Origin of the sequence: Muriventricola aceti, assembly GCF_025567565.1 — a bacterium.
In the GTDB taxonomy this organism is placed as follows: Bacteria; Bacillota; Clostridia; order Oscillospirales; family Oscillospiraceae; genus Lawsonibacter; species Lawsonibacter aceti.
The window spans coordinates 194518-208089 of record NZ_JAOQKF010000002.1 but is presented as its reverse complement, the minus strand read 5'-3'; the positions used below and the strand labels follow the sequence as shown (position 1 = coordinate 208089).

13 protein-coding genes, 1 tRNA gene and 1 pseudogene are annotated in these 13572 nt (G+C 56.1%); 6 read left to right on the top strand and 9 right to left on the bottom strand.

What is annotated here, in order from left to right; all coding sequences use genetic code 11:
* Positions 1-35: 35 nt before the first annotated feature.
* Positions 36-947: a hemolysin family protein gene (locus tag OCV64_RS03095; protein ID WP_240287009.1), complete on the bottom strand. Its 912-nt coding sequence runs from the start codon at positions 945-947 to the stop codon at positions 36-38.
* Positions 948-1148: 201 nt separating this feature from the next.
* On the opposite strand from OCV64_RS03095, the gene OCV64_RS03090 reads away from it, so the two are divergent.
* The 5 genes from OCV64_RS03090 to OCV64_RS03070 all read left to right on the top strand — a co-directional run bounded on the left by OCV64_RS03090 (position 1149) and on the right by OCV64_RS03070 (position 5285).
* Positions 1149-1499: a hypothetical protein gene (locus OCV64_RS03090; RefSeq protein ID WP_186852773.1), complete on the top strand. Its 351-nt coding sequence runs from the start codon at positions 1149-1151 to the stop codon at positions 1497-1499.
* A gap of 236 nt (positions 1500-1735) precedes the next feature.
* Positions 1736-2992, top strand: coding sequence for a chloride channel protein (locus OCV64_RS03085; protein WP_262669306.1), 1257 nt, complete (start codon positions 1736-1738; stop codon positions 2990-2992).
* 41 nt (positions 2993-3033) lie between these two features.
* Entirely contained in the window at positions 3034-3405 is a 372-nt protein-coding gene (locus OCV64_RS03080) for a VOC family protein (RefSeq protein ID WP_147570798.1), read from the top strand.
* Positions 3405-4451 carry an acyltransferase gene (locus OCV64_RS03075; protein ID WP_262669304.1) on the top strand — a complete coding sequence of 349 codons (1047 nt, stop codon included), beginning with the start codon at positions 3405-3407 and terminating at the stop codon, positions 4449-4451. The genes OCV64_RS03080 and OCV64_RS03075 overlap by 1 nt, the downstream gene beginning before the upstream one ends.
* Before the next feature lie 234 nt (positions 4452-4685).
* A complete protein-coding gene (locus OCV64_RS03070) occupies positions 4686-5285 on the top strand; it encodes a helix-turn-helix domain-containing protein (RefSeq protein ID WP_262669303.1) in 600 nt (199 codons plus the stop codon).
* Between the two features lie 113 nt (positions 5286-5398).
* Here the strand turns inward: OCV64_RS03070 and secA are convergent, their stop codons facing one another.
* On the bottom strand, positions 5399-8146 hold the full coding sequence (gene secA, locus OCV64_RS03065; RefSeq protein WP_186852769.1) for a preprotein translocase subunit SecA: 2748 nt from the start codon (positions 8144-8146) through the stop codon (positions 5399-5401).
* Between the two features lie 438 nt (positions 8147-8584).
* On the opposite strand from secA, the gene OCV64_RS03060 reads away from it, so the two are divergent.
* Positions 8585-8661, top strand: a tRNA-Ala gene (locus OCV64_RS03060).
* A 46-nt stretch (positions 8662-8707) separates the two neighbouring features.
* Here OCV64_RS03060 and OCV64_RS03055 read toward each other — a convergent pair.
* The 7 genes and pseudogenes from OCV64_RS03055 to OCV64_RS03030 form a co-directional block, all read right to left on the bottom strand.
* Complete coding sequence (locus OCV64_RS03055) at positions 8708-9469, bottom strand: zinc ribbon domain-containing protein (RefSeq protein ID WP_262669302.1); 762 nt, start codon at positions 9467-9469, stop codon at positions 8708-8710.
* A 63-nt stretch (positions 9470-9532) separates the two neighbouring features.
* Positions 9533-9598, bottom strand: a pseudogene (locus tag OCV64_RS16075) (hypothetical protein); the annotation flags it as partial.
* Between the two features lie 63 nt (positions 9599-9661).
* Positions 9662-10306: a recombinase family protein gene (locus OCV64_RS03050; RefSeq protein ID WP_262669300.1), complete on the bottom strand. Its 645-nt coding sequence runs from the start codon at positions 10304-10306 to the stop codon at positions 9662-9664.
* Positions 10307-10423: 117 nt separating this feature from the next.
* Positions 10424-10621 (bottom strand): hypothetical protein, encoded by a 198-nt coding sequence (locus OCV64_RS03045; protein WP_262669299.1) that lies wholly within the window; start codon positions 10619-10621, stop codon positions 10424-10426.
* Positions 10622-10635: 14 nt separating this feature from the next.
* Positions 10636-11952, bottom strand: a complete 1317-nt coding sequence (locus OCV64_RS03040) for a relaxase/mobilization nuclease domain-containing protein (RefSeq protein ID WP_262669298.1) — start codon at positions 11950-11952, stop codon at positions 10636-10638.
* A gap of 1 nt (position 11953) precedes the next feature.
* On the bottom strand, positions 11954-12271 hold the full coding sequence (locus tag OCV64_RS03035; RefSeq protein WP_262669297.1) for a DUF1778 domain-containing protein: 318 nt from the start codon (positions 12269-12271) through the stop codon (positions 11954-11956).
* Positions 12259-13434, bottom strand: coding sequence for an AAA family ATPase (locus OCV64_RS03030; RefSeq protein WP_262669296.1), 1176 nt, complete (start codon positions 13432-13434; stop codon positions 12259-12261). Before OCV64_RS03030 ends, OCV64_RS03035 begins: the two co-directional genes overlap by 13 nt.
* Between the last annotated feature and the right edge of the window lie 138 nt (positions 13435-13572).

The window sequence follows — 13572 nt, the reverse complement described above, 5'->3', positions numbered from 1 at the left end:
GCCCTGGAGCAAGACTATTCCGCCTGAAAGAAAGGTCATTTATTGGGGGCTGGCTCTCCGGTGGGGACTTGCTGCTCCAGTTTTTCAACCAGCGCCCACTCCACCCGGCGGTCACACAGTTCCTCCACCTGGATACGCAGTCCCAGGGCCTCCACTATGGGCCGGCTGCCGTCATCTGGGATGACGGAGAGCTGGGAAAACACCAGGCCGCCCAGCGTATCATAATCCAGGTCCTCGTCGGACAGGTCCAAGTCAAGGGCCTCGGCCAGCTCTTCCAGGTCGGCGGAGCCGGACACACGCCACTTGTTGTCCTCCAGACGGATGATATCCTGCTCCTCTTGGGGGTCAAATTCGTCGTAGATGTTGCCCACCAGCTCCTCCAGCAGGTCCTCCAGAGTGACCAAGCCGCTGGTTCCGCCGTACTCGTCCACCACCAGGGCCATGTGGGTCTTTTTCCCCTGCATATCCCGGAACAGCACATCGGCGGGCACACTTTCGGGGACAAAATAGGCGGTGCGGAGCAGCTCACGAATGGGTTTGGGATCGGGCAGGTGGAAGTTGAGCAGATATTCCCGGGTGGATAGAATACCCACAATATCGTCTACGTCGTTTTGATAAACCGGGAATCGGGACAGTCCGGACTGGCGGATGGTGTCCAGAATGACGTCCTCCTCCTCATCCAATGCCAGGGTCACCATGTCGGTGCGGTGGATCATGACATCCTCCGCGGTGATGTTGTTGAATTCAAAGATATTCTCAATGAGCTCTTTTTCGTTGGACTGGATGGCGCCGGACTCCTCGCCCTCCTCCACCATGGCCATGATCTCGTCCTCGGATACCTCGTCCTCACGGCGAAGCAGCCTCAGGAGCGGCTTGCGGGCCAGCAGGAGTACGTTGACCAGCAGACTAACAGCAAATAGGATGGGCCATATATGGTCCCCAACCACGGAAATTCCCCCTTAATAGATAAGAATATAAAATAAATGATAGCACATCTATCAGCGTTATGCAAGGGGCGTCTGTGTGGGCTCCCTGTTTACATTTGGACTGATGGGTTTTTACTCCGTCCTTTTCACTGAGTATTGAATAAATCAGAAAAATAGGATACAGTAAATATAAAGATAAACTGGATTTTATGGGGTATGAATATGAAAAGATGGACAGCACTTTTTTTGACTTTGGTCTGCATATTAGGATTAGCGGGCTGCGACAATCGAACCATGAATTATATCATAGAAAATGAGCCAAGTATTACCGGAACTGTGGAAGAAGTAAGAGATAACGCAATTATCATCTATATCAATACACAGGGATATCCTAACGGGGCAAGTTGTAAAGTTTCTTTAGATGTGGAAAACAAAGACAGCTATACCGATATATCTGTTGGCGATGAAATTGTTGTGTACTATAATGGTGAGATAGCGGAAAGCGACCCGCTACAAATAAATACGGTATACGGCATTACATTAAAAACTCCAGCGAATCAAGATGCTGAATAATTCTCTATCAGTTGTTATCGGCGCAGATACCTCTCCTCGTCATTTTGACTGGGGGAGGTTATTTATATCTAAATGTCTAAAATCTGTCCAAAGGGTAATTGGGAGGTGTGTGGGGCCCTGCTTTTGCCAGGAGACTGGAAAAAACCGATGCAAAAGCCGATGTTCTATGATATAATTTGGAGTATCGAGCGGGAAGCGGCAGGTGGTATGTAGGCCGCTCCAGGGGGGAGAAAGAAGTGTATCAGCCGTCAGACCGGGTCAGGGGGCACATAGAGGAGGGGATCTCCTTCCTGAAGTGGCTCCTGTACGCCTGCTCCATCGGGGTGCTGGTGGGCGTGGTGGGCGTGGCCTTTTACTATGGGATAGACTGGGCCACCCAGCTGCGGGGAGAGGTGCCGCGGGTGGTATGGCTGCTGCCCGCAGGTGGTGTGTCCATCGTACTGATCTACCGCATCTGTCACATGGAGCGGGACCGGGGGACAAACCTGGTGCTGGTGGCCGTGCGGGAGGCGGAGCCTATGAAGTTGCGCACCGCCCCCCTGATCTTCCTATCCACCATCATCACGCACCTTGTGGGGGGATCCGCCGGCAGAGAGGGGGCAGCTCTCCAACTGGGCGGCTCCCTGGCCGCTTTTGTGGGCCGGCAGATAAGGCTGGACCAGAAGGACGGCCGGGTGATGGTTATGTGCGGCATGGCCGCCGCCTTCTCCGCCCTGTTTGGCACGCCGCTGACGGCAGCCATCTTCGCCATGGAGGTGGTCAGTGTGGGTGTGATGTACTACGCCGCCATTGTCCCCTGTGTGTCTGCCGCCCTGGTGTCCCTCCAGGTAGCCCAGCTCTGCGGCATCCACAGCCATGGGTATGAGATCGGTCCGGCGGCGCTGTTGGGGCCCGCCACTATGGTCCAGACAGCCGTTCTGGGGGTGCTGTGCGCTCTGGTTTCCATCCTGTTCTGCAAAGTGATGCACGCCTCCCCCCGCCTGTATCAGAAGTATTTTCCCAGCACCATGCTTCGAGTGACCGTGGGGGCCCTGCTGGTGCTGGCCCTGACACTGCTGGTGGGCAATCAGGACTACAACGGAGCGGGGGACCCGGTCATCCGGCGGATGCTGGCTGGAGAAACCATTCCGGAGGCTTTTTTACTTAAAATATTGTTTACCGCTCTTACCCTGGGGGCCGGATTTCGAGGCGGAGAGATCGTACCTGTCCTGTTTACCGGCTGCGCCTTTGGTACTTGGGCCGGACCGCTGCTGGGACTGCCCCACGGTTTTTCCGGGGCCTTGGGGATGGCGGCCGTTTTCTGTGGAGCTACCAACTGCCCCATGAGCGCCCTGATGCTGGCCTTTGAGCTTTTCGGGGGCGAGGGCCTTTCCCTCCACGCCCTGTGTATCGGAGTGGCCTATATGCTGTCCGGCTACTATGGACTGTACAGCGAGCAGAAAATCGTCTATTCGAAATTTAGAACCGAATGGATCGATAAGAAGGCAAAGTGAGTGTATCCGGGCCTGCTGGCCCCTATCAAGGAGGAATTTGCGTGACAAAATTTTATCATTTCAATTTCAATGTCCTGGACTTGGACAGGAGCCTGGCCTTTTACAAACAGGCGCTGAATCTGACCCCGGTGCGGGAGAAGGAGGGAGCTGACGGCTCCTTCAAGCTGGTCTACCTGGGGGACGAGGCCGGCAGCGATTTCACCCTGGAGCTGACCTGGCTCCGGGACCGGACCACACCCTATGATCTGGGGGAGTGCGAATTCCACCTGGCCTTCCGCGCAGACGACTATGACGCCATGTATGAAAAGCACAAGGCGATGGGCTGCATCTGCTTTGAGAATCCCGCCATGGGCATCTATTTCATCTCCGACCCGGACGGGTATTGGATCGAGATCGTGCCGGAGGCAAAGTGATGGCGAAGGGAGATTGCAATCTGGGCTGGCCCGGTTTTTTCCGGGCCTTCACTGTGCTGTGCGCCATCATGCTCCTGCTGGCTCAGGAGGGGCAGGGAGGTGTGGCCGTGGGCTCCGGCCCGTGGCAGATCTTGTCCGTCTATGAGGGCCTCACATCTTGGACGGTCCCAGCCCTGTTCATGCTTTGGGGGATGTTCGCTCTGGAGGAGGGGAAGCCCCGTCTCGCCTCGTCGATGCTGGGACTGGCCCTTCCGGCCTTCTGCCTGCTGGTATTCTGGGGGGCCCTGTATGCGGTGGCTGCCCACCTGCTGGGGGGCGGTGCGCTGTCCTGGTCGGGAGTATGGGCCGCTCTGGTATCCGCCGCTAAGGGGAATACCTACCACCACCTTTGGGTGCTCTACCCCCTCATTGGCCTCTACCTGGTTCACCCGGTGATCCACCGGTTTACCTCGTCCGCCAGCAGGGGAGAGGTCCGGTACTTCCTAATTCTGTGCTTCCTCTTTGCCTCCCTGCTCCCTCTGTGGTCGGCCTACCATCCGAATAGCTTGCTCGCGGCCCAGCTGGAGCGCCTACGGGTCCATCTGGTGCTGGGGTGGGTGGGCTGCTATGTGGCGGGCTGGTATCTGCGCCATTATACCATCGGGCGAGTGCCGGAGTTTATCCTCTATCTCCTGGGTATTTTGGGCATGGTGTTCACCCTGATGGGGAATACCCTTTTCGGGGGAGGAAGGGAGCTGTGGTATCTCTACACTTCACCCAATGTGGTCCTCACCGCCTTGGCCCTCTGTGTCCTGTTTCGCTATGTGCTGGGCATCAGCGAGGAGCGATCCCGCCGCCGCTCGGTGTATGAGCTTGGTTCCTACGCCTTTGGCATCTATCTGTTCCATCAGCTGTGGGTGCTGGTGTTCCGTTGGTTCGGGTTTTCTGTTCTGGACTTCTCTCCGGTGATTTCGGTGCCCTTCTTTGCATTGGTGTTCTTCCTGCTGTCTATCCCATTCGCCTGGCTGGTCAGTCTCATCCCCGGCGTGGGAACGAAATTGACGTAGCATTGGCTTTGGGATACCGAAGGCGACCTCAAACCGCGGCCCAACAAAGTGGTCGCGGTTTGGAGAGAAGGAACAGCGGAATGAGTGAGCTCTGGCCGATGGGCAAAGCGAGGGATGTGGGGCTTGCGAGGACGGTGCAACTGGCAGTTGCGTATTTTCCAAGCCAACTTGGTGTACATATCCCCTCCGACTGGAGTAAACTGAGACCATCTCATAGGAAAGGTTTGATGTCATATGACGTTGGGGGAGCGCATCTGTGCCCAGCGCACCGCCCACCACCTGTCCCAGACCGACCTGGCCGACACCCTGGGGGTTTCAAGACAGAGTGTGTCCAAGTGGGAAACAGACGCCAGTGTACCTGACCTGGATAAGCTGGTCAAGATGTGCGAACTGTTCGAAACCTCCCTGGACCAACTTGTCCGGGGTGCGGAACCGACGGCAGACCTATCCCAGCCCACCGTCGTCATCCAGCGGGAAAACAGTCGCCGAGATGTGCGGACCATAATCGGGCTGATTTTAATCGTATTTGGACTGCTCTGTTTTATGCTGGTTTTTTTCCTCAAGGGATGGGGGCTGGACGACGCATTGGTATACAGTGTGCCCTTCTGGGTGTGGGGCTGGCTGACGCTCCGGTGTAAAAAGCACCCTGTTCTGGCCTGCTTCTGGGGGACATGGGGGATGTACACCGGCCTGTTGGCCTTTTTTCTGGTGGCGTTTGGGTTGTCAAATCCAGCGGTCAATCTTTTTATCCCGCCAAACCTGCTCATGCTGTCCCTGCTGTCTGCCGCTACGGCGTGGATTAGAAAACAGGGAGTAGATGAGAGAAAAGAATAAGCAAAAACGAGGCCCGGAACCGTCGGTTCCGGGCCTCGTTTTTGCTTTTTTGAGATAGCCGCTCTGGGTAATGCTACTTATGCTGTTTTCCTTTCAGACCAAATACCGATGACTTACTGCTGATCGGGGTGATACTCCTTACAGGTGCACTTCTTCCATTTCAACCCAGATCCGCAGGGGCAGGGGTCGTTGCGGCCGATCTTGATGACCTTTTTCACCGGGCGCTTCTGGACGGTGCCGTCGTCGGCCCCGCTCTCGCTGGTGACTTTGGCCACCCGCTCCCGCTTGACTTCTTCGTTCTTGCGCAGGCGGACCAGGAACAGGCGGCGGAGCGTTTCCTCCTGGATAGCGGCCACCATGGCCTCGAACATTTCGTAGCCTTCCTTCTTATAGGCCACCACGGGATCAGTCTGGGCGTAGGACCGCAGTCCGATGCCCTGGCGCAGTTCGGTCATGGCGTCGATGTGGTCCATCCAGTACTCGTCCACCACCCGGAGCATAATGACCCGCTCCAACTCCCGCATAATAGGGGAGCCAAATTCCTGCTCCTTTTGGGCGTAAAACTCACGGGCGGTGTTGGATACCAACTCTACCAGCCCCTGGGCGTCATACTGTTCCAGATCCTGGTCAGACAGCTGGGGTAGAGGGAACATGGTGCGGAAGGGGGCAGTGGCCTCGTGGAAGTCCTGGGCAGTCATGTGGCGCTGTTCTCCCATATGGCCTTGGATAGCCCCTTCTACCATAGAGTGGAGCATGTTCTGAATGGAATTCTGTAGGTCCTCACCGTCCAGGACCTGACGGCGCTGTTTGTAGATGACCTCACGCTGGGTGTTCATCACGTCGTCATATTGCAGAACGTTTTTACGAGTCTGAAAATTCCGGGATTCCACCTGCTTTTGAGCGTTTTCGATAGCGCCGGACAGCATTTTGGCGTCGATGGGGGTGTCCTCGTCCACGCCCAGCTTCTCCATCATGTTCATCACCCGCTCAGAGCCGAACAGGCGCATGATGTCATCCTCCAGGGACAGGAAGAAGCGGGTCTCGCCGGGGTCACCCTGACGACCAGCGCGGCCACGAAGCTGGTTGTCAATGCGCCGGGACTCGTGGCGCTCGGTACCGAGGATGAACAGGCCGCCCGCCTGACGGACCTTGTCCGCCTCATCCCGGATCTCCTCTTTGTACTTGGCCTCCGCCTGGGAGAACTGCTTGCGGGCGTCCAAAATATCCTGATTGTCTGTCTCAGCAAAGCCGGTGGCTTCAGCGATGAGCTCATCGGTCATGCCAGCCCTACGCAGATCAGCCTTAGCCAAAAACTCGGCATTGCCGCCCAGCATGATGTCAGTGCCGCGGCCAGCCATATTGGTAGCTACGGTGACAGCGCCAAATTTGCCAGCCTGGGCGACGATCTCCGCTTCCTTCTCATGGTTCTTGGCGTTGAGCACATTGTGTTTAATGCCCTTACGCTTGAGGATTTCAGACAGCTCTTCCGATTTCTCGATAGAGATAGTGCCTACCAGCACTGGCTGGCCCTTGGCGTGGCAGGCCTCGATTTGAGCCACGATGGCTCTCAGCTTGCCCGCCTCGTTTTTATATACCACATCGGGGTCGTCAATACGGGCCAGAGGCTTGTTGGTGGGGATCTCCACGATGTCCAGCTCGTAGATCGTGCCGAACTCCTCCTGCTCAGTCATGGCGGTGCCTGTCATGCCGGACAGCTTATCATACAGTCGAAAATAATTTTGGAAGGTGATAGTAGCCAGAGTCTTGGACTCGTTGGCCACCTCCACGTGCTCCTTGGCCTCGATGGCCTGGTGGAGCCCCTCATTGTAGCGGCGCCCAAACATCAGACGGCCGGTGAACTCGTCCACAATGATGACCTGGCCATCCTTGACCACATAGTCGATGTCCTTCTTCATCACGCCCCGGGCCTTGATAGCCTGGTTGATGTGGTGGGACAGGGTGGTGTTCTCCGGATCAGCCAGGTTTTCAATGTTGAAGAAGGCCTCCGCCTTTTTGATGCCGGGAGCGGTGAGGGTGGCGGTCCGGGCCTTTTCATCCACGATATAGTCCGCGTCGATATCCGCGTCCTCTTCCTCTTTTTCATCCACCTTCGCGATGCGCTGGCATTTTAGCCGGGAGACAAACTGGTCCACCACAGTGTAGAGCTGGGTGGACTTCTCTCCCTGGCCGGAGATGATCAGGGGGGTGCGGGCCTCATCGATGAGGATGGAGTCCACCTCGTCCACGATAGCAAAGGCGTGGCCCCGCTGGACCAGCTCCTGGGAATAGATGGCCATGTTGTCCCGCAGGTAGTCAAAGCCGAACTCGTTGTTGGTGCCATAGGTGATGTCAGCCCGGTAGGCGGCCTTTTTTTCCTCACCCATGACCCCGTGGATGACCAGGCCGACGGTAAGGCCCATGAAACGGAAGACCTTGCCCATCCATTCGGAGTCACGCTTGGCCAGATAGTCATTGACCGTAACCACATGGACGCCCTTTCCGGCCAGGGCGTTCAAATAGGCGGGCAGGGTGGCCACCAAGGTCTTGCCTTCACCGGTTTTCATCTCAGCGATACGGCCCTGGTGCAGGACGATGCCGCCTACTACCTGGACCCGGTAGGGACGCATCCCAAGAACACGCCAAGCAGCCTCACGGCAGGCAGCAAAAGCCTCAGGCAGAATATCGTCCAGGGTTTCCCCGTTGGCCAGCCGCTGCTTCAACTCCGGGGTCTTGGCCTGGAGCTGGGCGTCGGTGAGGGCTTTGTACTCGTCCTCCAGGGCGTCAACCTTGTCAGCGATGGGATAGATCGACTTCAATTCCCGCTGGGAGGAAGTGCCGAATAGTTTGGTAAACAGGCTCATATGGATAAACACCTCTCGGTTCTGTGTATGATATGCTCTGAGAATTGATTTACAATCTTAATTAGTATATCACACTCCGCACGGATAAAAAAGAGCAAATTGTAAACTTTGGCAGTGATTCTGGACAAAAACGAAGATAGTGCGGATCTGCTTTTTGTGCGTGAGGCCTGGGTGCCTTGAAAGCGGAAGAAAGAGAAAAGAAATTTTGGGGCTTTACAACGGGAAAAATTTTGATATAATAAGAAAGCCACATAAGTGATGTATCATAAAGCTTGGCAGGCTATAGTTCCAGAAGGAGCCTGCTATCAATTGTACAGATAGTGAAGACCAGATTTGAGTATGGGCCTGTAGCGCAGTTGGGAGCGCAAAGGGTTCAGTTTTCTGCCAAACTTATAACTTCATATTTTTCTTTTGTTCCCTTTTGGGAACGGTTGATTTGGGCCCGTAGCTCAGTCTGGGAGAGCGTACGGTTCGCATCCGTAAGGTCGAGGGTTCGATCCCCTTCGGGTCCACCACACTCGGGAGATCTCGTTTTGAGATTTCCCGAGTTTTTTCATACTTTCAGGATGCGCGATAGTACACACTCTTGTCTCCCTCCGGATGCAGGAAGTCGAAGAATTGTGTGACGCTGATCTTGAATTCCACTTCAATCTCAAAATCCCGTCCGATGTTCACCCTGTCGATCAACTGCCGCAGGATCATCTTTTTCCCCTCAATGCTACTTCCGGCATACAGATCCGCCCAGGACATGATCTTGTCGTATTCCTTTTGGACCGCAACAGCAGAGTTTTTCAAATCAGCCGCTTTCTCCTTGGCCTGTTCCAATTCCTGTGTCAGAGCAGTCAGTCTGTTCCGGGTTTCCTCAATCATTTCCCCAAGGATATCTGCGCCAAAGCTGCCGGTGCCGTTGATGGTCTTGATGATCTCCTTTTTGTAGCTCTCCAGTTCCCGTTCCGTGGCAGTATAGAGCTTTTCTAAATTCGCCACAGAGCTGTTGGCCAGCTGAATTTCCTTCTCCCACTGCCTTTGAATCAGCTGACTTTTGGGAGCGGTTCTCATCCGCTCAAAGAGTTGAATGACGATCTTATCAATAATTCCGTCCAGTTTCTCACCTGAATATCCGGTCTGACCGTCACAGTCCTGAGGATGGCGGATCTTGTAGTGGCAGGCATAGCGGATACGAGTCTCCCGCTTAGGCTCACCTTTGGCGCGTCTGCCGCTGCTGGTGGTCAGCACCAACTTAGAACCGCAGTGAGCACAATAGACCATCCCGGAGAGCAGGGATTTCCCCTTGGAGTTGAAGGGAACCTCATTGTGGCGCATCGTCCTGTCCTCCATGATCTTCTGTGCATGCTCATATAGCTCCAGCGGAACGATTTGAAGTTCCGGAAAGATCTCCGAGCGCGTTTCCCCGCTGCGCAAGATCCCTACATACATAATGTTCTTCAGCATCTTGATGATGGTGGTATTTGCGAAGTTTGTCCCTTTTCGGTTGAGGTAACCATTGCTGTACAGCTACCGGGACAACCGTTGCGCGCCGAATCCCTCATAGACATATTTTTCAAAGATGATGCGCACCACCGCTGCTTCGTCCGAGTCGATTAGGATTTCATTGACTTCGTGGTTCTTTTTATTGAAGCGCCCCTGCTTTTCCAAGCGGTATCCATAGGGAACAGTGCCACCCCGGAAGCGTCCTTCCTGCACGATCTGCGACAGGCGGGTCTTCGTTCTCACCGAGGTCTTGAGACTCTCTCCGGATGCCTGCCAATAGCGGATGTAGTTCAACAGCTTGTCGATGTGGTCATCCATCTTCTGCTGCCCTTCCATTGCGCTCCATACTTCAATGCCGTTGCGGATGAACCACTCCACCACGAAAGGTGTTTCATCATCCCGCCGCCCCAGGCGGTCGAACATGAACACCAGCAGGATGTCAAACTTCCGCTCCTCGGCATCCTTGCGGATCTCCTGAATGGCATCGCGGTCAGCAGCAGCTACCTTGAAGCCCGAGACACCCTTTTCCGCAAATTCTTTGAGGATCGTCCACCCCTGGCTCTCTGCAAACTCACGGCAGCGCTGCTTCTGCATGGGGATATCATCTTTGTCTACCTGTCCCTTGGTCGAAACACGGTAGAGGCAGTATACTCGGTTCTGTTTTTCCATGATCACACCTTGTCCTTTCTGATGTAGGACTGCGGTGCATATGGTTTGCTTCGATTCTATTGTCAAGGTACATATGCACACACAGTATCCCACACCGAGGTGAAAAAGTCTACTGAATCAAGCAGATTCGTTGAGATTTTCAAAGTTCTGTGTCATCAACAGCGTCTGTTCGATCTTGGACACCGTGTCAGACTGCGTACTGGTGTTTTTGAAACGGAGTGCAACGACAAGGCCGTCCACCTCCATCGTAATGTACTCTGTTGGTTCCGAGTACCTGGGATGATACCGGTCATACATCGCCTGCTGGTAACTCATGTATTCGTTCTCCTTTACATGGTCTGCTGCCAAGTCTGTTCTTCCTCATGATCGTCTTCCTTATGGCCGAGGGCGATCTTCTTTTCCTGCTCTCTGCGCAAAGTCTTGCGGTCGGAGCGGCGGTGCATAGTGGTACTGTCTATCACGGGATCAGCACCTTGACCGCGTTCCAGACTGAGGCCAAGCCGGACCAGATGGTCCGCAAGACCACCATGCCCACCATAGTCCCCAGCAGGAGCAAGATCAGCCAGGCCAGCACAGACAGCGCCGTATCCAAACCGGGCGGCGAGATAGAGAGCTCTTTCCTTTTCCCAGCCTGTCGCACTGTCGCCCGCAGCTGGCCCACCTCCCGCGACAGTGTCTCCAACTGCTCCTGAGTGGGTAGCTGCCCCACCTGTCGGCTCAATGCCCGAAGCATGGCCTCCTGTGCGCCAGCGCTGGCTTCCAAGCGCTCCAGCCGTGCCAGCTGTTCGCTCCACTCCTGCTGGGGCGGATGCGCTGGGAGCATAGGGGCTGACTGCGGCGGCAGGTTCAGCCGTTTCAGTTCTTCCACGGACAATCTCTGCCCGGATTCGGAATTCATTTTCCATGACCTCCTTGGTGTACTTTATATCGTGGAGCCGGTCGTCCCGGCACTTCATGCCGCCCGGTGTTGTGTAGGTGATGTTCTTCCTGCCGTCCGTCCAGCGCACTTGGTACCCCTCGCTCTCCATCAGGGAGCGAAACTCCTCTTTGGTGGAGGCGTACCGCATACACTGGTCGATGGTGTTCATCAGCCGGAACTTCCAGCTCTCACCCTTGGCGGCGGAGCGATATTCCCGACTGCTCATCCGCTTCTGCTTGACCTGCTTTTCCGGCGGAGGCAGGATCGCCAGACCGTGGGCAGCGCAGATCTCATCGTTGACGGTCCGATGAGCTTGCAGATCAGCGGCGCTCTGGTGGAGCTTTTTTCCGTCCCGGAAGCTGACGCTGTTCACGATGAGGTGACTGTGCAGATGGTCTGTATCGATGTGAGTAGCGACCAGCACCTCGAAATTGGGGAACTCCCGTTGGGCCAGTTCCAGAGCGATGGCGTGGGCCTTCTGGGGCGTCAGGTCATCCGTCTCTGCGAAGGACTGGACAAAGTGGTAGTACTGCCGCCCGTCCGTTTTTCGAAACCGCTCCTTGGTGAGCTGCATCTCGGAGAGGACAGACTGAGCGATGCAGTTCCATCCGGACACCAGCCGCTGTCCTTCCCACAGCGTTTTTTCGTCCTGCTGGGTGTAGCGCAGCACTCCGCCCAGCGCGCCCCGGCCTCCGCCCCGGTTCTTGACGGCAGTAAAGGTTGCCATCTTAGGTCACCTCCCGCAGGAGCTGACGGAGCTGCTCGCTGATTTGCTGGTAACTCTCCGCAAACCTGTCACCGTACACCACGGTGACCTTTCCCATGTTGGCCAGAGTGGTGAGCTGGTTCAGGTTTCGTCCCTGAGCCTTCAGTTCAGTGAGCACCTGCTCCAGCCCGTCCACCCGCACGATTTCTTTTCCCAATCCGCTGTAGCACAGGTAATCGGTGACCGTCAGGCCAGCGGCTTTTGCCTGCTCCTGAATGATTCTCTTGATACGGGGCGTCACCCGCAGGGTGATGATCTCGCTCTTTTTTACTCTCTGCATGGCTCCTCCTTTTCCCCCGCAGGGGCCGGGTTCGGGGCAGCGCCCCGGAACGGTGGCCGGCGTATAGCCGGACGCGATGCTTGCCCTCCCAAAAGGGAGGAATCCGCATCCTCGGCCCTGTTCGCACTCTGGTTTGTCAGCACTTGGTCGGCCACAGGGTCGATAGGGACGATTTCTCTGGCACCCTCCAAATCGACACTATCGGCACGGTGCAGCTCGATGAGCCGCTTTCCGTTGCTGCGGCGCACCACGGTGGAGATCCCGGCTTTGCTTAGAGCGTCAACGCTTTGCAGGATCATCCGAGCTACTTTTTTGGGCGTGATGCCCCGGCTCCGGTCAGGGTCGATCTGCTCGGACAGCTCCGTGGGAGTGCCGATAAAATTCTCCCGGCCAGTCAGGAAGGCAGAGAGGAGCGTGACGATCTGCTCCCCTGGTTTCTGCTCCTGCGTCCCGCTGTCCGACACCAGCTCCCACACATTTTCACTGCCGCGCTGGAGCTCAAGCTCCCGGTACTCGATGTCCCGGCCCACGCAGGAGAGCTTCGCCCTGCCGCTGCCACGTTTTTCTTCCACCAAGGTGAAGCTGGAATCCACCGCGCCGCTGATGGCGGTGGTGCCGGAGATCCGGTGGAACACATCGTCTGCCTTCTCCTTGCGCAGATGGTGGATGAGCAGGATGGCGATGCCGTGCTTGTCCGCCAGCCGTTTCAGCACAGACAGGTCCCGATAGTCGTTGGCGTAGGTGGCGTCGTGGACCGGACGGACCATCTGCAGCGTGTCGATGATGACCAGTACCGTATCTGGATGGGCGGCGAGGAATATTTCCACCTGCTCCTCCAGCCCCTGACCAATGGGCGCGCACTCCGTACAGAAGTGGACGCTGCTTGGCGCGTCCTCGGTGATCTCAAAGAGCCGGTTCTGGATGCGAAGGACGGAGTCCTCCAGGCAGAGGTAGAGCGTAGTGCCCCGCTTCACGCCCATCCCCCAGACGAGTTCACCCTTGGCCACGGTCACCGCCAGCCACAGGGCCAGCCAGGACTTGCCCACCTTGGGCGAGCCCGCCAGGATGTGCAGCCCCTGAGCGATCAGCGTGTCCACCACGAAGTTGGGCGGACGCAGAGGCTGGCTCATCAGAAAAGCCCCATCAATCGTGTTGAGTTTCATGTTATCAATGCCTCCTATCTGTTGTGGTCGGTTGGTTTTGTTCCCCGTTTCTGTTAGAATACAGAAGAAAGGGGCACTGCGAAATCTACAAGTGATCCTTACCGTTTTAAGACAAGTTCACTTTGAGACAGAGGAGGG